Origin of the sequence: Planktothrix sp. PCC 11201, assembly GCF_900009135.1 — a bacterium.
Lineage (GTDB): Bacteria > Cyanobacteriota > Cyanobacteriia > Cyanobacteriales > Microcoleaceae > Planktothrix.
Window position 1 is genome coordinate 585901 of record NZ_LT797710.1, and the last position, 22838, is coordinate 608738.

Consider the following 22838-nt stretch of genomic DNA (forward strand, 5'->3'; position numbering starts at 1 on the left):
CGTGTTGAAAGACGGTAAGTGATCGCAATGGATGTTTTAGAAATTAAACGGGAAATCGAACTGTTATCTGAGCACCTGGGTAAAACCCAGGACTATCTTTGACCTGCCTGCACTTCAAGCTAAAATTCAAGATTTAGAGCAAGTTTGTGCCCAGCCCGACTTTTGGGATGAACAAAAAACCGCACAACAAACCCTTCAACAGTTGAATGATCTTAAATCAATTGTGCAGCAGCAGGAACACTGGCGACAAGCTATTGAAGATACAAAAGCTATCTTAGAACTTTTGGAGTTAGAAACCGATGACTCCCTGTTAGAAGAAGCCACCACCACGGTTTCCCGACTTAATCGAGAATTTGATCAATGGGAATTGCAGCAACTGCTCTCGGGGATTTACGATCAACATGGTGCTATTTTAACCATTAATGCCGGAGCCGGGGGTACCGATGCCCAAGACTGGGCCGAAATGCTCCTGCGGATGTATACTCGCTGGGGGGAAGCTCAAGGATATAAAGTCCATTTAACCGAAATTTCTGAAGGGGATGAAGCCGGAATTAAATCGGTTTCTTTGGAAATTGACGGCCGTTATGCCTACGGGTATTTAAAAGGAGAAAAAGGCACGCACCGTTTAGTTAGAATTTCACCGTTTAATGCCAACGATAAGCGACAAACCAGTTTTGCTGGGGTGGAAATTATGCCAATTTTGGATAATTCTATTGAGTTGGATATTCCTGATAAAGACCTAGAAATTACCACCACTCGGTCTGGGGGAAAAGGCGGACAAAATGTTAACAAAGTGGAAACCGCCGTGCGAATTGTTCATCTACCCACGGGAATTGCTGTGCGTTGTACCCAAGAACGATCTCAGTTACAAAATAAGGAAAAAGCCCTAGCGTTGTTGAAGGCAAAATTATTAATTATTGCTCAAGAACAACGGGCAAAAGCGGTGGCAGAAATTCGCGGGGATTTAGTCGAAGCGGCTTGGGGAAATCAAATTAGAAACTATGTATTTCATCCCTATCAAATGGTGAAGGATTTACGCACTAATGAAGAAACCACGGCAATTCAGGATGTGATGGATGGCAAACTGGATGCTTTTATTCAAGCCTATTTACGTCAGGAACATCAAATCCTAGAACCCCAAACCGCCTAAATTTTAAACCCGTAGGGGCGGGGTTTTCCCGCCCACCCCAATTAATATGACAACATTAAACAACTGTTACGCCCTGATTATTGGAATTGCTAATTATCAAAAAATCAAACCTTTACCATCAACGGTTTTAAATGATGCTAAGGATATTTATAGTTTACTCACCGAACCTTCATTCTGTGGTTATTTAATTGAAAATGTAGAATTATTATTAGATGAAAAAGCCACAAAATCAGCGTTAACTCAAGCATTAACGGATTTATCTACTAAAACCAACGCCGATTCAACGGTATTAATTTACTTCTCAGGACATGGCGGTAGAATTGAATTCGGGCCGACGGCGGGAGAATATTTATTACCCGTTGATACGGTTTATACCTCCGGTGCATCCTTAGCAGAAACCGCTATTTCAGGAATTCAATTCACAGAGGCATTAAGAGCTATTCCAGCCCGAAAATTAGTGGTAATTTTTGATTGTTGTCACTCCGGGGGAATTGGTCAACCCAAAGATCCAACCATCCCGGAAATCAAAGGGGGATTACCGGATAATTATTATGATCAATTAGTCCAAGGGAAAGGTCGGGTTATATTCGCCTCCTCTCGTAATACCGAACAATCCTATGTAACTTCTGGTTCAACTAATAGCGTTTTTACTAAACATTTAATCGCCGGATTAAAAGGCGGAATTACTAGCAATGACGGATTAATTAGAATATTCGATATTTTTGAGTATTTACAACCGAAAGTTACCGGCGACCAACCCAACCAACACCCAATTTTTAAATCTGATATTGAGGAAAATTTTCCCCTCACCCTATATTTAGGCGGACAAAAAGGAGTGAGTCCGGTTTCTCCTTCTGTACAGGAAGAATTTCGCTATGATGTTTATATTAGTTATGTGGATGAAGAACCAGATTCGACCTGGGTTTGGGATGTTTTAGTGCCGAAATTAGAAGCGGAAAACTTAAAAGTTGCAGTTTCAGGAGATGTGGATTTATTAGGGGTCGCACGGGTAATTAATATAGAACGGGGTGTTAAGTTTTCTAAACGAACCCTTGTCATTTTATCGAATTTATACTTAGATAATAGTATGGCAGAATTTGAGAATGTTTTAGTTCAAAACTTGGGAATTAGAGAATGGAAAGCTCGTTTGGTTTGTGTACGAAAAGAGGACGTTGATCCGTCTAAACTTCCCGAACGCCTACAATTAGAAAAACCTCGGAAGCTGGACGATTCTCGACGCGGTGAACGGGATTTTAAACATTTAATTGACGAGTTAAAAAAACCGCTTCCGGGTCACACCGCATCGGGACTTTACGAATAATTGAAATAAATCAATAATTCTGTTATATTATTGTTATAGACTTGTGATTAGTCGATCCTAACCCCCAGGGTGAGTTAATAATTTGGGGGTTAAGGATTAGGAAGGTTAACACAGAACCGTCTGCGTCAACTTAATTCTAAAAGCCTTGAAATAAATTTCAGGCTTAAAACTAAAACCCGTTAAAACGGGTTAATGAAGACCGGTGTTTAGTTATCTTTAGATAGCTTTAGCTTTAAGCCCGAACTTTAGTTCCGGGCTAACGTGGGTTAAGTTGACACTAATGAATACATAACCCCCTCCTACAGAACGAGAATATCAGGGAAAGCGATCGCAAAATCATACGGAAAGTTCCTCTAATCATCAGGTAATAGAAAGCAGGTGAATCGATAGTATTAAAGACCCGCTTCACCCACGAAAAACCAGAGGTGTTGCTATGTCCAAAAAATATTCTGTATTTGTCTCCTACGCCGATGAGGATGACGCCTGGGTGGAAGGTTATTTATTAAATGCTTTAGAAGAAGCGGGGTTAACCTGTCATTCCGAGGCGATGTTTCGGTTAGGTGTTCCTCGACTCATTGAATTTGAAAGTGCGGTTAAAAATAGTGAACGAACCTTATTAGTGATTTCCCCCGCCTATTTAGCCGATAATTTTGTAGAATTTGCTAATTTACTGTTCCAATCCTACGGACTTGATACTAATTTATGGCCAGTTGTTGGGATTATTTTGCATCCTGTTCAAGAGTTACCCATGCGTTTAAAAATGTTAGAGTGTTTGGATGCAACGGATGGGAAAAAACAACAGAAAGCTATTCAACGAATTTGTGAAAATTTCCAAAAATCAGTTCCTACTTTAGTCGAAATTCCAGATTGTCCCTATCCGGGGATGGTGCCCTTTAAACAAGAAGATAGCGATCGCTTTTTTGGACGACAACGGGAAGTTAATGATTTAATTCAACACTTACGATTATATCCCTTTTTAGCCGTAATAGGAGCATCGGGAAGCGGTAAATCTTCCTTAGTATTTGCTGGGTTAATTCCCCAACTGCAAAAAACTAATTTATTAGGAAAAGAAAAATGGCAAATCTATTCCATGCGTCCGGGTACAACACCCATAACCACATTAACCGCAACATTAGGTTGTGATCCAAATTCAGTTGAAGCTATTACAACAAAATTCCATCCTTCCCAAAAATTCCTATTAGTTATTGATCAATTTGAAGAAGTTTTTACCCTATCTCCTCAAGAAGTAATTCCCTTTCAAGAAATCCTATTAAATCTTTATAAAAAGCCTAATTTTTATGTTGTTTTAACTGTTAGAGCAGATTTTTATCCTCAATTGATGGAATCTCCTAATATCTGGCGAGAAATTAAAGCCCATCGCTATGAAGTCTTACCCTTAGATCAAACGGGATTACAAGAAGCCATTCTTAAACCTGCGGAACAGGCGAATGTTTTTATAGAATCGGCATTATTAGAACGATTAATTACTACTGCTGCAAAAGAACCCGGAGTTTTACCTTTATTACAAGAAACCTTAGTCTTATTATGGGAAAAAATAGAGCGGCGATATTTACCATTAAGAGCCTATGAAGCGTTGGTATTATCCTATCATAATAATAAATTAATCGGTATTCAGGTGGCGATCGCGCAACGGGCAGATGCTGCGATCGCTTATTTAAGCGATGAACAACAAATCATCGCCCGTCGCATATTTTTACGGTTAATTCAGTTTGGAGAAGGGCGAGCAGATACCCGGCGACAAGAATCTATAGAAGCCTTAAAAGCCAGGGGAGATAACGATCAAATCTTTGAAGAAACCTTACGGGAATTAGCCAATCGTCGGTTATTAACTTTAAGTGGAAAGGAGGATAAAACCCGAAAAGTTGATATTGCCCATGAAATTTTAATTAGCAGTTGGCCCCAGTTACAAGATTGGATTATTCAACGTCGAGAAGCCGAACAAACCCGCCGCCGACTGATTGCAAAAGTACAAGAGTGGGCGAGATTAGGGAAAGATAAAGGGGGATTATTAGATGAGTTTGAACTCGTTGAAGCCCAACATTGGTTAGAGAGTTCCGATGCAGCAGAATTAGGGAGTGATGATCAATTAGTAGCGTTAGTTGAATTAAGTAAAACTCATATAGAAACTGAAAAACAACGAGAAATAGAAGCTCAAAAACGGGAGTTAAAACTAAGCCAAAAAAATTTATGGATTACTAGAATTGCCTTGACGGTGATTACAGGAGTTGCTACTGTTGCTATCGGAGTTGCTGGAATTGCAAAACATCAATGGCAAGAAGCAGATAAAGGTCAAATTATTGCTAAAATTGAAACAGCCAATGCTCGGTTTACGGAAAATCCTGATACCTTTGATTCATTAGTCGCAGCATTAGAAGCGGGAGAACTTTTCAAGAAATCAATTTTTAATCGTAATAACCCTCAACTGAAGGCTGATGTTTTAACTGTATTAGCTCAAGGAATCAATTGGGTTAAAGAACAAAATCGTTGGCAAGGGCATAATACTTTAATTCAAACAGTTAGTTTTAGTCCTGATGGAAAAACTCTTGCTACAGGTAGTTATGATAATACAGTTAAATTGTGGGATGAGTATGATCGATTGATCCAAGAATTAAAAGGACATCAGGATGCAGTTATGAGCGTAGCTTTTAGCAAAAACAGTAATCTACTGGCGACAGCTAGTTTAGATAAAACAGTTAGGCTGTGGGAGAAAAAAGAAGAAAAGTGGGAAGAAATATTACCGCCGTTGGAAAATAATACATCTATTTTTAGTGTTAGTATTAATCCCAATGATGATCTAATTGCGACAGGTGATAAAGATGGTACAGTTAAACTCTGGAAACCTGGTGAAACAAAGGAACCAATACAAATACTGAGAGGACACACAAACAGGGTTTACAGTTTAAGTTTTAGTCCTGATGGTCAAACTCTAGCGACAGCAAGTGCAGATCAAACGATTATTCTTTGGAAAAGAACGCCTAAAGAATGGGTTAAAGTGCAAAGTTTAACTGACCATAAGGGCGGAGTTTACAGTATAACTTTTAGTCCGAATGGCAAAATGCTGGCTTCTGCTGACGTAAACGGAACGATAAAACTCTGGAAGTCTGATGGCACGTTTATCCGTGACTGTGGGGGCCATATCGATGCAGTGTTTGCAGTTAGTTTTAGTCCTGATAGTCAAACTATAGTTTCCGGGGGTCAAGATAATACGCTTAAAATTTGGAACTTACAATGTCAAATTCTGAATACAATTAAAGCGCATCACGCTCGAATTAATAGCCTCAGTTTTAGTCATCATAGAAAGGCTTTTGTTTCCGTCAGTAATGATAAAATGGTGAGAATTTGGCAGTTAAATAATACTCATATTAGCCAATTAAAAGGACATCAAGCTACGGTGAGAAGCATAAGTTTTAGTCCTAATGATGATATCATTGCAACGGGTAGCGATGATAGGCAAGTTAAACTGTGGTCTCCCCATGGGACATTAAAAAAAACTTTAATTAAAAGTAAAGGAACAATTTTAGATGTCAACTTTAGCCTGAAAGAAGAACTATTAGGAATTGCGAGTAATGAGTCAATAGCTTTTATTTGGGATATGAAAAAACCTTCAAATTACAGAAATCGTCTAAGCCATAGAGATCAAGTTAGTAGTATCAATTTTAGTTTTGATAACCAAACAATTGCAACAACAAGCTATGATGGAACAATTAAGCTTTGGAACCAAAAAGGTCAAGAAATAGATATACTAAGAAAAGATAAAAATCGAGTTTATAGTGTGACTTTCAATCCAATTAAAGCGTTAATGGCAACCGCAAGTGAAGATGGTACGATTAAACTTTGGGATTTACAGAGTGATCAATCAAGGCATAAACCTAAAACGATCAATAATGGAACATCAGTCTACAGTGTGGCATTTAGCCCTAACGGTGAAATTCTAGCTACAGGCAGCGGAAATAATCAAGTTCAGCTTTGGAATTTACAAGGTCAGGAAATTAAGCCTCCCTTTATAGGACATCAAGCTGCTATTGGGAGTGTGGTTTTTAGTCCTGATGGTAAAATCATTGCTTCTGCGAGTGATGATAAAACAATAAACCTTTGGACATTAGATGGAACTCGAATAGTGACTCTCAAGGGTCATCAAGGTGAAGTCAATGATGTTAGTTTTAGTCACAGTGGTGATACCCTGGCTTCCGCTAGTTCAGACAAAACGGTGATTGTTTGGGATGTAGATCAAGTTACTGATTTGGATAAGCTTTTAACCCAAGGGTGTCTTTGGCTCAAAAATTATCGGAAAAATGACACAAATAAACTACTTCCTTGGTGTGACTCTATGCTGTAATCCCTTTGAGATAAGGGTTTTATCTTTTTGGTTGTTAACTTTATTGATGACGACCTGCTTCTATCGAACTCAGGTATATTAAAAAACAATTAAATTTGATCTAAGTGCTTGGTTTTTAAAATATACTGAAAAAACACCTTGGACTTTCTCAGTAAAACAGGATTAAAATCATGGAATTAAACAAACATTCATTAGGCTGGTTACCCGACTATCCTGACTGGAGAGATCTCACAATGAATAATATCAGCGATAATATCGTCAAAGATAAATCTCCAAATCAAGAAAATATAGAATCACCAATCCTCGAATTAGCCCAATTAATTAAAGCCCAATTAATTAAAGACAACCTCCCCGATCAAAACCAAAACTTAGCTTCAGAGTTACAAAAGACGATTGATAAGTTCAATAAAAAAGATGAGAATGAGATTGAATTTTTAAACGTTAAAAGTGAAAATAAAGTGTTTCTGTACCGAGGAAGTAGAAATGATAAAATTACAAACATTCAAAATCAGTTAAAAAATTTTTTTTACAATGATCAATATGAAATTCAATCTTGTAATTTTTCAGAAAAGACGAAAAAGATACTTACAGAACAGAAGGCAAATTTTAGATTAGAATTGGAAAATGGTTATTTTGGTGAGGCTACACATAAGATCATGATGTGTTTCAAACGAATATGGGAGCTTCCGAGTCAAAGTAGCATTGTAGATTGTGACTCTGAGCAAAGGGATCAAGACGAAGACAGTTATGAATACAAACCAGGAATAACTATTGAGAAAGTCTTAAACACAATTGTTAGGAGAAGAGAACAAGTAAATCAAGAAAATGAAAATTACATTAAGATAGGTGATTGTGATTCTGAACCTAAAAATGAAAATCAAACTAAGGATAGTAATAGTAAAAAATTAAAAATTAGTGAAATCAAAGAATCCTTAGAAAGCATGGGTTATTTTGATTTTTTCCAAGAAGATAATCATAAGGAATCAAAATACTTTTTTGGCTATAAAACAGATTTAGTTGTTGAATTCTTCCAAGCAATAAATAATTTATACCCTGATGGTATAGTTGGAGAACGGACTCAAGAAAAATTGCGACAGACTGAAGAAACAATAACAAAACATACTAATAGTAAGGATCTAGCGGATAAGCTTGATGGTAATCCAATGGTTTATCTGCAAAAAAAACTCTATGATTATTTTGGATGTAAAGATGTAAAACGCAACGGAGATGTAAAAGATACCAAAACTAGGGAATGTATTGGCGAGGTAATTGGCGAACAAGGCTTAGAAACAATTACGATGGATAGCTTGAAAAAACTTTTACAAAAAATCATTGATCAGGCTTACCAATCAAAACAGTATTCTCTCCCTCAACCTTTAAATTCTTTAAATTTTTATGAAGACAATAAAAACAAAAATTGTTTTGATCAGAAAGGTTTTATACAAAAAAAAGATTGCACTTTATTGAGGATTCAAGAACCTATTTCTCAGAATATCATACAAATCTTTAAAGACAAACTGAAACTTGAGGAGCCTCAAAAAGATTCAAGTTTAATTAAAATTAATGAGGCGATTGTTCCTCTTATTTATCCAGTTATTCAGTTGGTGATTAAGAAAATTTCAGATCTTGGCATTCATGGCAAATTAGATTATGAGCAAGCTATCAGCCAGGCAATAGATGTAATAAATATCATTTTGGCTAAAAAATCTTCATCTTCATCCAAAAAGACAGATCCAAAAAATACATCTAAAGGTGATAACTCTTTAAATAATTCTGATTATAAAACAAACTTTTTCTTAGAATTTATGCGAGGAAAAAGGAATGAAAATCCTGAGATAAATCTGATCCTAATTTATGAATCTCTCTCCGCAAAAGAAAAACAAGAAATAGATTTTTTGATTTTTATAACTCTTGATAAAATTGAATCGATGATTGATCAGAAGAAAGAGGATAAGGACGATTTTACTCATTTTATTGAAAAATCAAAAGTATGTTTTAAAGACACGCTAAAAAAAGAAATTTCAAAAAATTCAAAGTTAGATAGGAATCCGTTGGATTTTTTGTCGATAACCAATCAAAACAAGAATAATCAGACAATTTTGCAAATCTTTGATGATAAAAAAGATCCAAAGCAATTATCGGTTCCAATCATGAGTAAATTAATAAGTAAAATAAAAGAAAATAGCAATAGCGATAAAAATAAAGAAAATAGCAATAGCGATAAAAGTCTAGTTTATTTATGCTTACCAGAATTTGTCGATTTAAGCTATTGGTGTTCTCCTATTAAAAATCAGGAATCCCTAAACTCATGTACGGCTTGTGCTGCTATTACTTTAGTCGAATACTTCCAAAATAGAACTGCTGACAAATATACCAATGCTTCAGTTCTTTTCTTGTACAAGGTGGCGCGCAAATTAATGCTCCGGGAAGGAGATGTGGGTGCATCCATTCGAGAAACAATGAAAGCACTGGTTTTGTTTGGAATTCCCCCGGAAGAATATTGGCCCTATGAACCGAGTAAAATCGATGAAGAACCGACGGGTTTTTGTTATTCCTATGCTCAAAATTATCAGGCGATTCAATATTTCAGGCTTGATACTCCTGGTCTTCCTTTAAATGATTTACTGGCTCAAATTAAAATGACCCTAGTGGCTGGTCTTCCTTCTATGTTTGGGTTAACTATTTACAGTTCCATTTATGAAGATGCTAACCACAAAAGAGGTTATATTCCTATTCCTAACAAGAAAGATAATGTGGAAGGCGGTCATGCTCTTGTCGCTATTGGCTATGATGATCATAAAATGATTGGTGGCTTACAAGGTGCGTTGTTAGTCATAAATTCTTGGGGAACTAAATGGGGTGAAAAGGGTTATGGCTGGTTGCCTTATGATTATATTATCAACGGATTAACATCGGATTGGTGGTCTTTAGTCAAGGCTGAGTGGTTTGAAACTATGAATTTTGGTTTAGGGGCTAATGATTGGAAGCATAATGATACTGGTACTAACGGGGGGCACGAGCAACCACCATCAACACCACCTGGTCGATAATATTTAGATTACTGGGTTGTTAGTATTTCTATCAGCTTGCTTCAATCACTTCAACCCCGGTAAATTCCAACTTTGAACAACTTTTGTAATCGCATCCCGGGTGGCTTCCGCACCGAAACCCCAGGCCATTAATGCAAAATAATCCTTCCAGGGATTGGCTCCAAAGGTGGGATTATCAATGTATAATTGACTGAATCCGGCTCCAGCTAAAAAGATAACCGCGATCGCATAACTCGTTCCAGTAAATAACTTTAATCGGACTCCAGCTTTGGTTATTTCTGGTGTTGAATTAGTGGAATGGGTGGGAGGCGGAGAGCTAATTCCTCCCATTCCCAATGGGTTCTTAGAAATACCAGATCGGGGCGAAGATTGATCATCTAATTGCTCGACTTGCTCCTTTAAATCATTTAATTCTGCTGTTAAACCCTTAAATTGTGTAAAATTAGCCGGAGGTTCAGATCCTATTTTTTCCTCTAATTTTTGAAATTGAGACAGAACAGAATTTTGTTTTTCTAAAGGAATTTTGGCAATTAAAGCCTTTAAATCTTGCTTTTGAGTCTCCAAAATCAACTGATTCATCTGTTGATAAATTTTCTCTAACTGTTCTCGGAATTGTTCGGGAGTTTCCAGTTCTGGCGCATTGTTAATCGTGGCTTCTAAGTTTCTTAATATGGCTTTCGCTTCTAAATCATTAGGGTTTTTCTCCTCTAACTGGTGTTTTAGTTCTTGAGCGTAATTAAATTGTTGTAACCAATCCGCTCGTCCTTTTATCCAGCGTTTCCAAATGGTTTCTGCCTGTTCTAAAAGGGCGATCGCTTGTTCCCATTTTTCCGTTTGCAACTCCATTTTAACTTCGATCAAACACGCCTCAATATATTGTTTAAATCCAGCAATTTTCCCAAATTCTATATCCTCCTGCATCTGAGTTTGTAGTTGTCCTATGCGCACTAAAATTTCATCCCGGGGTCGTCCTTGGGCGCGATATACTGAGACGATAATTCCTAATCCTGTTCCTAAAAATAATACTAATAGAGGAAGTAACCAAAAATCTTTAATTTGTAAAGTAATAGGAAGGGTTAATTCTCCTCCGGTATAGGTTAAACGTAAATTGCCGAGATATTCCCCACTACTGGGAGCTTGACTTAAATTAAATTCAAGCGGAACTATAATTTGATTTGATCTAATGGTTTGCCAATTTGACTTATTTGAAATAATACCCGATGCCGGAAATATGGTGACTCCATCCCGACGAGTCAAGTCTAAAGCTAAAACCCGTAAATCCTGAATTGGACTATTTGTTTGGACAAAAATTTGACGGGGGGGCTGTTTTTCTATACGGTTTCCCGCCAGGGTAATTTGAGAGGGTTGAATTGTGGTTTCAACTTGGGCATTTGCCACCAGGGGAGATAGGAAACAAAGAACAGGTAAAAGGATTCCGGCTAAATATTTTTGCATAGGATTGTGTTAAGTTTTAGATTGAGTTCGATGTAAGAGTAATCCTTCATATCCTAATCGGAAATCTTCAGGAATAATGGAAATTTCTTTGGGATTAGTTAACCCTTGGCGACGATAGCGACGAATAGCTTCTAAGGCAGCTTGATTACTTAATAAGGCTAAATCTGCCCCATTCCAACCTTCTGTTTTTGTCGCCCAATCGGTTAAATTAATATCAACTAATGGACGGTTTTTATTATGAACTTGCAAGATCGCTAAACGACTATTAATATCGGGTAAATCGACTTTTAATTGTAAGTCTAATCTTCCGGCTCTTAATAGGGCGGGATCGATGGCTTCGGGGCGATTTGTAGCCCCAATTAATAAGACTTCGGAGGTATTTTGTAGACCGTCTAATTCGGTTAATAATTGTCCCACCACGCGATCGCTTACCCCAGAATCTCCCATGTAAGCCCCCCGAATTGGAGCTAAACTATCAATTTCATCGATAAAAATAACACAGGGCGAGGCTTGTCTGGCTTTAGCAAATAACTCCCGCACGGCGGCTTCGGCGGCACCGACCCAACGGGTTAATAATTCCGGCCCATTCACTGCAATAAAATTAGCCCGAGATTGGGAGGCGATCGCTTTTGCTAATAAAGTTTTACCCGTCCCCGGTGGCCCCCAAAGTAAAATTCCCCGGGGGGCTTTAGCTCCGGTTTGTTGATACAATTCTGGGTAAAGTAACTGACCTTCCACAGAATCCTGTAAGGTTTGTTTTATGCTTTCTAAACCGCCAATTTGTTCCCATGAAATATTGGGGGTTTCCACTTCCACCGATCGCAAAACTGAAGGCTTAATTTCCGTTAAAGCGGTGATAAAATCCTGTTGATTAATATAGAGTTGATCGGGAACGGGTGCTTCTAAAGCGGGAACCTGACGACGTAAAGCCGTATAGGCGGCGGCTTGACAAGTCGCTTTTAAATCGGCCCCGACAAATCCCACGGACAAATCCGCAATTTCTGCTAAATTAACGGATTGTAAGGGCATAGATTGTGTTAGAATAGTCAGGATTTCTAACCGTCCATTTCTATCAGGAACTCGAAAGCGAATTTCTTGATCAAATCTCCCCGGACGTCGCAGGGCGGGATCAATAGCATCGGGGCGATTTGTTGAGGCTAAAACAATCACGCCTGGGGTTTTGGCAAAACCATCCATTAATCCTAATAATTGAGCCACTAACCGTTTTTCCACTTCTCCTTCGACTTGGGAACGATGGGGGGCTAAACTATCAATTTCATCAATAAAAATAATACAAGGGGCGGATTTCGCGGCTTTCTCAAAAATTTGTCTTAATTTGGCCTCGGCTTCCCCATAATATTTGCCCATGACTTCCGGCCCAACAATGGCAATATAACTGACGCCCAACTCCTCGGCAAAAGCCCTGGCGGTTAAGGTTTTGCCCGTTCCTGGGGGCCCGACAAATAACACCCCACGAGGAGGTTCTAGGCCTAATTTTGCTAACAATTCAGGACGTTTTAAAGGGAGTTCTACTAATTCTCGTAATTGTTGGATCACATCTCCTAACCCTCCCACTTCTGAAATATTGCAGGGGGAATGGGAATTTGGAGGGGAAAAATTAGGGTTTTCCGATGGAGTTTGGGCCGAGGGGGGAGTAATAATCACAGAACGGAATTCGGTATTATTTCTGGGTATATTCCCCGTCCTGGGAATACTGGTGCGAGTACCAATTTGTACGTCGGTTTTAATTTCGCCACTTTTTATTTTTTCGTCTAAAGTTTTTGCCAGTTCCAATAATTGATCAAACCCATCAAATAAATTAGTCATTTTAAAACCTGATTAAAAAATAGGCTTGCGGGCGGATTTATTTAAGTTAATTATAACTGAAAAATATAATTAAAACCGCCCATAAAACCGTTAATTATTTTAACTTGAGATCCGATCTAAAGCCCGTCTTCCTCCCCAACGTTCTACAATTTTGTCGTCATAATCATCGGCAATTTCTAACACGGCATTCACGGAGGCTTCTAATTCTAATTTATCGCAGGTGGAGCCAACAATGGTATGCTCAAAAATAATAAGCTGTTAAGCATCTAAATAGGGTATAATGAAAAACTAAGTTTAGAAAAATCAATAAAAATATGCCTGCTAAAAATCACTTAAATGAAAAGCAAGTAGAGAAACTACAGAAAAGATTGAAAGAGGAAGAAAATGGACAAATTAGAGAAAGAATCTTGATTCTACTATTGCTAAATGATGGTAAAAAACAAAGTGAAATTGCCAATTTTTTGGGATGTTCAATAAATAAAGTATGTTATTGGTGTGTACATGGAGATCCGGACAAGTTAGAAAGCCTAAAAGATGAAAGAATGAAAGGAAATTATAGAAAAGCCACAGATAAATATATAGAGATATTATTAGAAACTGTAGAAAAAGAACCGGAAGAATTAGGATATGAATTTGGGAGATGGACAGGAGAAAGATTGGCAACTTATTTAGAACAAATCACAGAAATAAAATTAAGTGGTTCACAAGTGAGAAGGATATTAAAGAAAAAAAAGTATGTTTACTTGTGGGCAAAGTATAGCTTGGAAGAGAAAAGAGATCCAGAAAAAAGGAAATTATTTAAAAATAAAATAGAAGAGTATTTAAAAATAACAAAAGAAAGTCCAGAACAATTACAGGTATGGTTTTGGGATGAAAGTGGATTTAATTTAAGAGTAATAAAAAGAAAGAACTGGTGTAAAAAAGGAAAGAGGAGAAAGATTAGAGGAGACAGAAGAAAAGGAAAAGTTAATGTTATGGGAGGATTGAGGTACTCGGACAAAAAAAGATTTGTAGAATTTCTGGATAAAGGGAATGCAAATAATTTTTATCAAGTGTTAAAAAGTTTTTATCAAGAGCTAATTCATGAGTGGGTATTAGCGGGAAATCAAGCAGAAGAATTTGTAGAAAAAGGAGCCAAGATTGTCATTATTCTTGATAATGCAAGTTTTCACAAAAAAGAAGAATACCTAGAAAAAATCAAAGCAGAAATGCCGAATATCTATTTAGAATTTCTTCCAGAATATAGTCCAGATTATAATTTAATTGAATTGGTCTGGCATTCAGCTAAAGAATATATTGCTAATCGACTCTTTAAATCAGTTGATGAGCTAGAGTGTTTATTGCATCAGCTTTTAAATGAGGGACAGTTATCTATTAAATGGGGACGTAAACTTAAAAACAAAGGTAATGCTATAATCACAGTTTAAATGCACAACAGCTTATCTCCCTGTTCATCAATCCCAAAGGCTCCAAATCTCATAATATGATTTTCTCGGAGGAGAAAATGTAATAAATCGGGAGAAAGTTCTACATCTGTGACCACATAAGACCGCGCATTAATGATGGCGTCATCTTTTTCCCAAGGAAACACAAACACCTCAACTAAAGCTGAACCCATGACCATTGCCAGTCCGGGGACATCTTCTCTAGCACAAGGAAATTTGCCATATAACTCTCGCATCCAGGTGGCAACTTTGTTATAACAGGCTTCTTGTATTGCACTTTGAAATTGCATTTTTAGCGTTCTCCCTGAGCTTTTTCCTAAGTTTTAACATCTTTGGGGTCACTAGCAGGGAGGTTTGTATTATTTCTCAACAAGCTGATTGAAGATTAGATCAAATTGGTTCAGTAATCTGTAGAAGCGGGTTATCCTAGATTCTGGAAATATAGGCCGAGTTGATCGGTTACACTAAGATATAGTCAATCCTAAGTCGAGTTTGATTGGAGGAAAAACAATGGATGAAATTGCGATCGCTAATTTAATTGCTCAAGTGGTTACCGCCCTGGGTTCATTGGGCTTTTTCTTTGTCACGTTTCAAGCCTTGAAACAATTAGAAAAATAGAAAAACAGGCGCGCTTAGGCGCGTCTCAAGTCACCAAACAGGGCCAATCATTTAAGGCGAAAGAAAAACCACCCCAAATTCTTTTTTCCTTAATCATTCAAGACCAAGCTCTTGCTTTTTAAGCAGACTGAAATTGAAATCCATTTTCATCTGCATAACGATTCAAAAACCGCATAACTCTTTCAAATACGTCTTCAGAGTAAACCTCAAAGTAACATTCAACTTTAGAAAGATCTTCATTTTCTGCATAGAAGAACTTAACACCAGTGGGGGTAACTTTGATTTGTCCCTCCTCATCGCGTAACCATAAATTCGTGATTTGTTTCCGATAGGCTCTTAATCTTTCTATCGCTTGAAGACGCTCAAATAGCAAGACCACAATTTTTGTTTCGGAGTCTTTGGTTTTCCGTAGACTAATCCCACTAATTTCTTCGTCTAATCCATCGATAAACTGTACAGAGGTTGTCATAATTTTTTCCTCTGGGGACTTTGCTCCATTTTATCCTATTTTTGAGAAAAACTCAATTTTTTTAGGCTTCAGGTGATATTTAATCCTTGAATCGCTGCATCCACTTGTTTAAATAGTTCCCCAGGAGTTGAAGAATTGTATAAAATTATATCCGCCCGTTTACATTTTTCTTCTAAAGACATTTGGCTATTGATTTTAGCTTCCGCTTCTTCCGTGGTTAAATTTCGACCCGAATCAATTTTTTCTCGTTCTATCAACCTCACATACTGCTGTTGCTCAGAACAATAAACAACCCAAATCTCCGTCACTAAATCCGTCATTTCCGATTCAAAGAGTAACGGAATCACTAAAACCCCGTCAGCGTAGGGGTTACCATCGAGAGTCTGGATTTTTCGAGCTTCTAATTGTTGAATATTGTGAACAAAACAATCCCGTACAAAGGGGTGAATCTGTTGCTCTAGCCAGGTTCGCTCCGATGAGTTCGAGAAAATCAAACTCCCTAATTTCTGCCGATTTAAGTTACCATCATAAAGTAGAATCTCCCTCCCATAGCGGTTAACAATTTGTTTGAGAACGGATGAACCGGGTTTCACCGCCTCTCGCGCATATAAATCCGCATCCCAAATGGGAAGTTGGTAGGTCGTGGCGAGATAATTGGAGACGGTGGTTTTTCCGGTTCCTATCCCCCCTGTAAGACCAATTAAACGCATAATTCTGTTTTAAAATCTAAAATACTATTCATCATAGTAATAGAAATAGTTAATCTGGGTGGCTTCTGTCGAAAATAAATAGTAGATTCCCTTTCGATAATTGTTTATTCAAGGCATAAACCCTTATGCAGCCTGGACGTTTTGTTAAGTTAGTTTTCCTCTCCCTGCCTTTAACTGGATTTTGGACGGTGGGGATGAGTGGGTTCTCGGATTTTTTGAGTTATACTTTTAAACTTAATCTTCCCATAAACCGAGTTTTTGCCCAATCCATTGTTCCTGAACCTAATAGTACCAATACCCTGACCAATTCCTTTAATAATCGTGTGGATATTACGGGCGGTCAACGGTCAGGAGATGGAAGAAATTTATTTCATAGTTTTACTCAATTTAATGTTCCACCGGGTCAGATTGCCAATTTTGTTTCTAATAATTCAATTCAAAATATTTTGAGTCGTGTGGTGGGCGGACAACCTTCCTTAATTGAAGGATTAATTCAAGTCACCGGAGGCAATTCTAACCTATTTATTTTAAATCCTTCGGGAATTATTTTTGGGCCGGGAGCGCGTTTAGATGTTCCAGGTTCGTTTACCGCGACAACGGCTACAGGAATAGGATTTAATTCCGGTTTATTTAATAGCTTAGATTCCAATGATTATAACAGCCTTTCAGGAGAACCAAATAGCTTTCTTTTCTCCACATCTAACCCGGGCAATATTGTTAATTCTGGAGAACTTACGGTTTCTCAGGGACAAACCTTAAGCTTAGTTGGGGGAAACGTTATTAATACCGGAACATTGAATGCACCCGCCGGACAAATTACCATTGCAGCTATTGAGGGAAATAACTTAGTTAGAATTAGTCAAACTGGATATTTACTCAACTTAGAAATTGAAACAACTACACCCAATTATGGGAATGATAAATCCGTAATTAATCCCCTGGATTTACCTAAATTATTGACAGGAAATCCAGAGGATAATCAAGCCTCAAATATTAATATTTTACCTAATGGAACAGTAGAATTAACCGCTTCTAATCCACAATTTTCCCCTCAGGGCGGGGGTGCTTTAATTTCTGGTTTTTTGAATACAAGAAACACCAGTTTTAACCCATCTTCATCAAATTTTCCTCAAGTTAATATTATTGGCAATGATATTCATTTATTTAATGGGAAAATTGATGCTTCTGGTGCCAATGGAGGAGGAGTCGTCCGCATTGGAAGTAATTATCAAGAAAATGGTCTTTTTCCCACTGCTTCGCGGACATTAATTAATGATCAATCTACGATTATAGCCGATGCCTTAACCGATGGAAATGGCGGAAAAATAATTATTGGAGCCAACGATTCAACTCAATTTTTTGGGAATATTAGTTCTCAAGGATTTTCTGATTCTAACGCAACTCAAAGATCAGGAGGATTCGCCACTATTTTTAGTCAAAATAATCTGAATATAGCTGGAAATATTAACCTAAAAACAACTAATTCAACTCCTGGAAATTTAACAATTAATGCACCGGAAATTAATATCGGCAATCAAGACAAAACCCAAGAAAATATTACCCTATCCCAGCAAACTTTAGAAAATTTTGCCCCCACAGCAAATGTGGTGATAGAAGCTAAAAATAGTATTAATATTGCTGATTTAACTGACAATGAATTGAACTTTCCAGCTACCAGAGGAACATTAACTTTTACCGCCGATGCCGATAAATCTGGTAGCGGTGGGTTGACAATGAATTCGGGGGATACCATCCGTACTTCCGGGGCTGCAATTGTAATTAATGGGGTAAATTTACTCACAGGAAACATTATTACCCAAGGGGGAAATTTAGACCTAACTGCCAGCAGTAATGGGGGAATTATAACTGAAAACCTATCGACTTCTGCAAGTACCCAAGGCGGGAATATAACCCTTAAAAGTGATGGAGATATTATTACTGATACCCTCTCCACCCGTGCGATAGGAAATGGCACTGGAGGCAATATCAATCTTAACGCATCAAACCGCATTCAAACTAACAGTATTAATACCTCCGGTAGTGCTAAAGCTGGAGATATTAACCTCACCAGTTCACAAGGAGATATTATTTTAGAGGGAAATTCTTATAGTATTGATGCAACTTCTAGTGAAGGTTCGGGAGGGAATATTTTAGTGAATACTCCTCGAACTTTAACAACGAATTTAATAGATACTAGAGGCAAAGAAACCGGAGGAAATATTATTCTGAATGCTGAGTTAGAAGTTGCAGCTAAAGGACTACGAACCGGAACATTTAATCGTTTAGAATCTACCACGGGAAATATTAGAATTACCAGTGATGAAATTAATTTCACCGGGGGTGAAAACTCAATTCAAGGTCAGGGTCAAATTGTCTTACAACCAGCAACAGCGGCTCAAGATATTGAAATCGCAGGTCAAGACAATAACTCAGAACTCACATTAAATTTGAACTCTCGTGATTTAAACAGTTTAGAAAATGGATTTCAAGAAATTATTATCAAGGGAAATCAAGGAAACGGAACTATTTTTATCGCGGGAAATATTACATTCAAAGATCCTGTTATCATCCAATCTCCCCAAGGTATGATTGCCAGTGGAACACCGTTTCGAGAACAATTTTATACCGTTACTGGTTTAGATAATGCCAGCTTAAAACTATCAGCATTAGAAAATATTACCTTAGGCAACCTAATCACAAATGGTGGTAATCTTGCGATTACTAGTGAATCTGGAACTATTTCTACCCAACAGTTATCAACGGGAAATTCTGGCTCTGCTACGATTCATTTAACCGGAACAGACGTGAATTTATTAGGAGGAATAAATTCTGTTTCAGGTTCAGGAGTTCTAATTTTACAACCCAGTCTTAATACTCAAGCTATGACTTTAGGGGAAACAGAAAATGCCTCTAGTTTTGACATAAGTAGTCGGGATTTACAAGCCTTAACGAATGGATTTAGTCAAATTATAATTGGTCGTAGAGATAGTACGAATACCCTAACTTTAGGCGGAGATTTTACCATTTATGATCCGATTAATCTGCAAGCACAATCGATTATTGGAACAGGTCGGATTATGGGAGTTGATAATGGATCGGTCGCCTTAAGCGCCGAATCAAATATTTTAATTGGGGATATTAGTACCCAAGGGGGAAGCATTCAACTCACCAGTTCTCAAGGAGAAATTCGGACAGGAACATTACAATTATTATCAGAAAATCAAAGAAATGGAAGTATTAATATATCAGCATTAGGTCAGATTGAAACGGGAGAAATTCGTGTTATTGCCCAGGATAATAGTAATAAAAATAGCAATGTTTTATTGAACAGTCAAGATATTAATTTAATCAGTCGTAATGGTGGGATTAGAGTCAATGGTCAGATTTTTAATTCATCCTTAGTGGGCGACTCCATAGCTATTGAATTATTAGCTAATAGAAACATTACCACCGGAGATATTAAAGCCTATCGAGGAATTAATCTGAATAGCATCACGGGAACAATACAGTCAGGAAACTTAAATTCAGCCGGAAGTAGCAGCGGAGGGGATATTGTTGTCATTGCAGGCGATCAAATTAATACTGGAAGAATTAATGCAAGTTCTTCTGAAGGAAAAAGTGGCAATATTTCCTTAAATGCTTCCCAAGATATTGATGTAGTTTCCCTGCGGGGGGAAGGAGGAACTCAAGGAGGTGATATTGGAATTTCAACCCATGGGTTATTTAGAGCAACCGGAATTTTTAATAGTCGTAATCAAATCAACGCCAGTATTTCAAGCGTAGGGGAAGAAAAAGGAGGAGTAATTGTGATTCAACAAGGAGGCGACCATTGTAGCACGGCTGAATGTGGTAATATTCCTTTTACCGTGGGAAATCCCATTTTAAATGGGACGGCTGGAGCGATTACCGACGGTAATTTAGTCAGTATTTTACCTCAAACTAATTCCCCCTCAAATTCCAATCATTCAACAGGAGAAACCCAGGCTGTTGTTAATCAAATTAATTCCGAATTACAAGGGACGAATCAAGAAACCAAAACCTCACCCATCCCCCCTAAAACCGATAATAAAACCCCCGTTTTAACCACAACATCAGATGCTGTGTTAGAGGACACCTCGGATATCTCATCTAATCCCCAGGAACCTGTAGAAACCTTAGAAGCCCCGATTATTCCCTTAAATACTCCCACCATTCCCACGGATCAAATTGCTTCCGGTTCCGTGATTTCCTCTTTGGCTCAAATTGATACGTTTCGCGGAATTGAATTTTCCAACTATTTAGGTTCAGACTCAAAGAATACACCTCTTACGGATCAAAGTATTCGTAAAACATTAAATGAAATTTATAAATTAACCGGATATAAAACCGCCATTGTTTATGTATCCAGTCAATCGAATCAATTAGAATTAAGGTTGATTTTACCTGGAGGACAACCGATCTTTAAAAGTATTCCAGTTCCGCGAGAAATGGTATTAAAAACTGCGAGAACTTTTTCCAATCAAATTCGTTCTCCCGAAAATTTAGAGGATACTCGCTATAAAGAAAATGGCAAACAATTATATGAATGGTTAATTGCACCTCTGGAAAGCCAATTAGAAGCAGAAGGAATTAATACCCTAGTGTTTTCAATGGATACGGGATTAAGAACCCTACCCTTAGCCGCCTTATATGATGGGAAACAATTTCTTTTAGAACGCTATAGTTTGGGACTAATTCCCAGTTTAAGTTTAACAGATACTCGCTATGTTAATATTAAAAACTCTAAAATATTAGCGATGGGAGCCTCTACTTTCCCCAATTCTAATCAACTGCCTCTGCCCGCAGTTCCGATGGAATTAGACTTAATTATTAATCATAACACTTGGCAGGGAAAATCATTTTTAAATGAGAATTTTACCGTTGATAATCTTACATCCCAACGCAGTAAACATCAATTTTCAATTGTGCATTTAGCCACCCATGGAGAATTTCAAACCGCCGGGTCTGACCAATCTTATATTCAATTTTGGGATCAAAAATTACGGTTAAATCAACTGAGAAACCTCAAGTTAAATCAACCTCCTGTAGAATTATTAGTTTTGAGTGCTTGTACAACGGCCGTAGGGGATGAAAAAGCGGAATTAGGGTTTGCCGGGTTAGCGGTTCAAGCAGGAGTTAAATCGGCTTTAGCGAGTTTATGGTATGTGAGTGATGCGGGAACTTTGGGGTTAATGAATACCTTTTATCAAGCCCTATCAACCAGTCCGATTAAAGCAGAAGCCCTACGACAAGCTCAACTGGCAATGTTACGAGGAAAAGTTCGTTTAGAACAGGGTTATTTAATCAATGAAACTGGAATAAACACTACCAAAATTCCCCTTCCCCCAGAAATTGCTTCCCGGGGAAATGTTAATTTATCCCATCCTTTTTATTGGGCGGGTTTTACTTTAATTGGGAGTCCTTGGTAACAGTATAAATAGCAAGAGTCAACGGTATTGATCAAGATACAGCGTATTGCAGACAAGCTTTAATATTCTCTGCTTGTAAATAATGTTTATTTATCCCATCCTTAGTCCTGTCGCCGAATTAATACGAAGGACGGAAAAGCCGATGCAAGAGCAACAGAATGCAGTAAAATAAATTAATCAAGGAGTTTAGTCACAATGCTTTACTCATTAGAGGAGTGAAAAACTATGACGGTCTTAGCTCAAGAGATTCTTAATACTTTTGATAGATTGGCTGACGCAGAGCAACTTGAGATTGGGCTAGAAATCTTGAGGCGGCTTGTCCATTTTGACTTTCCACCATTGACAGATGAAGACTTTATCTTAAATGCTGAAGAATTATTCTTAGCATTAGATCAACAAGAAATTGATTATGAATAGTCCTGATCGTGGCGAAGTCTGGCTTGTCGATCTGGGCTATGTGGCAAAAGTTAGACCATGCTTAGTGGTTAGTATCCGGGCTCTCAACCAGGATCGAGCGTTAGCGACTCTAATACCTCATACTACAAGCCCAAGAGGTTCACGCTTTGAGGTAGATGTCAAAGCCAGATTCCTGAAGCCCGGAGTGTTCGATGTTCAGAATATTATCACAATTCCTCACGCGAAGCTACTAAGGAAACTGGGCGAATTAAACTCAGAGCAGTTAGCACAAGTCGAAGAGGCTTTGCTTTTCTGGTTAGGATTTAAGGATATGGATTCTGGCGAAGATCCCTTATAGATAAAGTCTAAACGGAAGGGGTTTGATGTGTTTCGCAATTTGGAGTTTAACCACGAATAGCTGGCAAGCTATATTCGCCGTTGGTTTGCGGGGATGGAACAGAAGGAAGAGGTTTCGTGGTTACGGTTGCGGGAAAGTTTTGTCTGGCCTCTGCATAGGGGTTGTTAGACCCCTTTATATTCACACTTTAACTAAAGAAGTAGCTAAGTAGGGGGCTGAAAATCTTCCCTATACC

General features: G+C 37.9%; 13 protein-coding genes. 8 read left to right on the plus strand and 5 right to left on the minus strand.

From position 1 onward, the window contains the following. Window positions 1-27: 27 nt before the first annotated feature. From prfB to PL11201_RS27200, 4 genes are all read left to right on the plus strand, one after another. Window positions 28-1150 (plus strand): peptide chain release factor 2 gene (prfB, locus tag PL11201_RS21930; RefSeq protein WP_144017850.1). Its coding sequence is split into 2 segments (ribosomal slippage): window positions 28-99 and window positions 101-1150, totalling 1122 coding nucleotides; the frame shifts between segments, so codons are not numbered across the junction. Between the two features lie 46 nt (window positions 1151-1196). Further along, window positions 1197-2471: a caspase family protein gene (locus PL11201_RS21935; protein WP_079680959.1), complete on the plus strand. Its 1275-nt coding sequence runs from the start codon at window positions 1197-1199 to the stop codon at window positions 2469-2471. Window positions 2472-2904: 433 nt separating this feature from the next. Then, complete coding sequence (locus PL11201_RS21940; protein WP_079680960.1) at window positions 2905-6828, plus strand: nSTAND1 domain-containing NTPase; 3924 nt, start codon at window positions 2905-2907, stop codon at window positions 6826-6828. 170 nt (window positions 6829-6998) lie between these two features. Beyond that, a complete protein-coding gene (locus tag PL11201_RS27200; protein WP_079680961.1) occupies window positions 6999-9878 on the plus strand; it encodes a C1 family peptidase in 2880 nt (959 codons plus the stop codon). Window positions 9879-9923: 45 nt separating this feature from the next. On the opposite strand, the gene PL11201_RS21950 is transcribed toward PL11201_RS27200, so the two are convergent. Beyond that, window positions 9924-11333 carry an AAA family ATPase gene (locus tag PL11201_RS21950; RefSeq protein WP_079680962.1) on the minus strand — a complete coding sequence of 470 codons (1410 nt, stop codon included), beginning with the start codon at window positions 11331-11333 and terminating at the stop codon, window positions 9924-9926. A 9-nt stretch (window positions 11334-11342) separates the two neighbouring features. Then, the gene (locus PL11201_RS21955) at window positions 11343-13160 is read right to left on the minus strand and encodes an AAA family ATPase (RefSeq protein WP_079680963.1); all 1818 of its coding nucleotides are present in this window, start codon (window positions 13158-13160) and stop codon (window positions 11343-11345) included. A 314-nt stretch (window positions 13161-13474) separates the two neighbouring features. On the opposite strand from PL11201_RS21955, the gene PL11201_RS21960 reads away from it, so the two are divergent. Then, window positions 13475-14587 carry an IS630 family transposase gene (locus tag PL11201_RS21960; protein ID WP_079678737.1) on the plus strand — a complete coding sequence of 371 codons (1113 nt, stop codon included), beginning with the start codon at window positions 13475-13477 and terminating at the stop codon, window positions 14585-14587. Here PL11201_RS21960 and PL11201_RS21965 read toward each other — a convergent pair. The 3 genes from PL11201_RS21965 to coaE all read right to left on the minus strand — a co-directional run bounded on the left by PL11201_RS21965 (window position 14584) and on the right by coaE (window position 16402). Then, window positions 14584-14895, minus strand: a complete 312-nt coding sequence (locus PL11201_RS21965; RefSeq protein WP_234996800.1) for a YbjN domain-containing protein — start codon at window positions 14893-14895, stop codon at window positions 14584-14586. The two genes, PL11201_RS21960 and PL11201_RS21965, sit on opposite strands and share 4 nt — an antisense overlap. Before the next feature lie 446 nt (window positions 14896-15341). Then, window positions 15342-15692 (minus strand): photosystem II reaction center protein Psb28, encoded by a 351-nt coding sequence (gene psb28 / locus PL11201_RS21970; protein WP_079680964.1) that lies wholly within the window; start codon window positions 15690-15692, stop codon window positions 15342-15344. Window positions 15693-15760: 68 nt separating this feature from the next. After that, window positions 15761-16402 (minus strand): dephospho-CoA kinase, encoded by a 642-nt coding sequence (coaE, locus tag PL11201_RS21975; protein WP_079680965.1) that lies wholly within the window; start codon window positions 16400-16402, stop codon window positions 15761-15763. Window positions 16403-16527: 125 nt separating this feature from the next. On the opposite strand from coaE, the gene PL11201_RS21980 reads away from it, so the two are divergent. The 3 genes from PL11201_RS21980 (at window position 16528) to PL11201_RS21990 (ending at window position 22603) form a co-directional block, all read left to right on the plus strand. Beyond that, a complete protein-coding gene (locus tag PL11201_RS21980; protein WP_079680966.1) occupies window positions 16528-21849 on the plus strand; it encodes a CHAT domain-containing protein in 5322 nt (1773 codons plus the stop codon). 225 nt (window positions 21850-22074) lie between these two features. Then, window positions 22075-22266 (plus strand): hypothetical protein, encoded by a 192-nt coding sequence (locus PL11201_RS21985; RefSeq protein WP_079680967.1) that lies wholly within the window; start codon window positions 22075-22077, stop codon window positions 22264-22266. After that, the gene (locus PL11201_RS21990; RefSeq protein ID WP_079680968.1) at window positions 22259-22603 is read left to right on the plus strand and encodes a type II toxin-antitoxin system PemK/MazF family toxin; all 345 of its coding nucleotides are present in this window, start codon (window positions 22259-22261) and stop codon (window positions 22601-22603) included. The genes PL11201_RS21985 and PL11201_RS21990 overlap by 8 nt, the downstream gene beginning before the upstream one ends. The last annotated feature ends 235 nt before the right edge of the window (window positions 22604-22838 follow it).

Coding starts and splice junctions, on each gene's coding strand:
- PL11201_RS21940 (WP_079680960.1), top strand. CDS start 2,905: ATGTCCAAAAAATATTCTGTATTTGTCTCCTACGCCGATGAGGATGAC.
- PL11201_RS21980 (WP_079680966.1), top strand. CDS start 16,528: ATGCAGCCTGGACGTTTTGTTAAGTTAGTTTTCCTCTCCCTGCCTTTA.
- PL11201_RS21955 (WP_079680963.1), bottom strand. CDS start 13,160: ATGACTAATTTATTTGATGGGTTTGATCAATTATTGGAACTGGCAAAA.
- PL11201_RS21960 (WP_079678737.1), top strand. CDS start 13,475: ATGCCTGCTAAAAATCACTTAAATGAAAAGCAAGTAGAGAAACTACAG.
- PL11201_RS21990 (WP_079680968.1), top strand. CDS start 22,259: ATGAATAGTCCTGATCGTGGCGAAGTCTGGCTTGTCGATCTGGGCTAT.
- PL11201_RS21935 (WP_079680959.1), top strand. CDS start 1,197: ATGACAACATTAAACAACTGTTACGCCCTGATTATTGGAATTGCTAAT.
- PL11201_RS21965 (WP_234996800.1), bottom strand. CDS start 14,895: ATGCAATTTCAAAGTGCAATACAAGAAGCCTGTTATAACAAAGTTGCC.
- psb28 (WP_079680964.1), bottom strand. CDS start 15,692: ATGACAACCTCTGTACAGTTTATCGATGGATTAGACGAAGAAATTAGT.
- PL11201_RS21985 (WP_079680967.1), top strand. CDS start 22,075: ATGACGGTCTTAGCTCAAGAGATTCTTAATACTTTTGATAGATTGGCT.
- PL11201_RS21950 (WP_079680962.1), bottom strand. CDS start 11,333: ATGCAAAAATATTTAGCCGGAATCCTTTTACCTGTTCTTTGTTTCCTA.
- coaE (WP_079680965.1), bottom strand. CDS start 16,402: ATGCGTTTAATTGGTCTTACAGGGGGGATAGGAACCGGAAAAACCACC.
- PL11201_RS27200 (WP_079680961.1), top strand. CDS start 6,999: ATGGAATTAAACAAACATTCATTAGGCTGGTTACCCGACTATCCTGAC.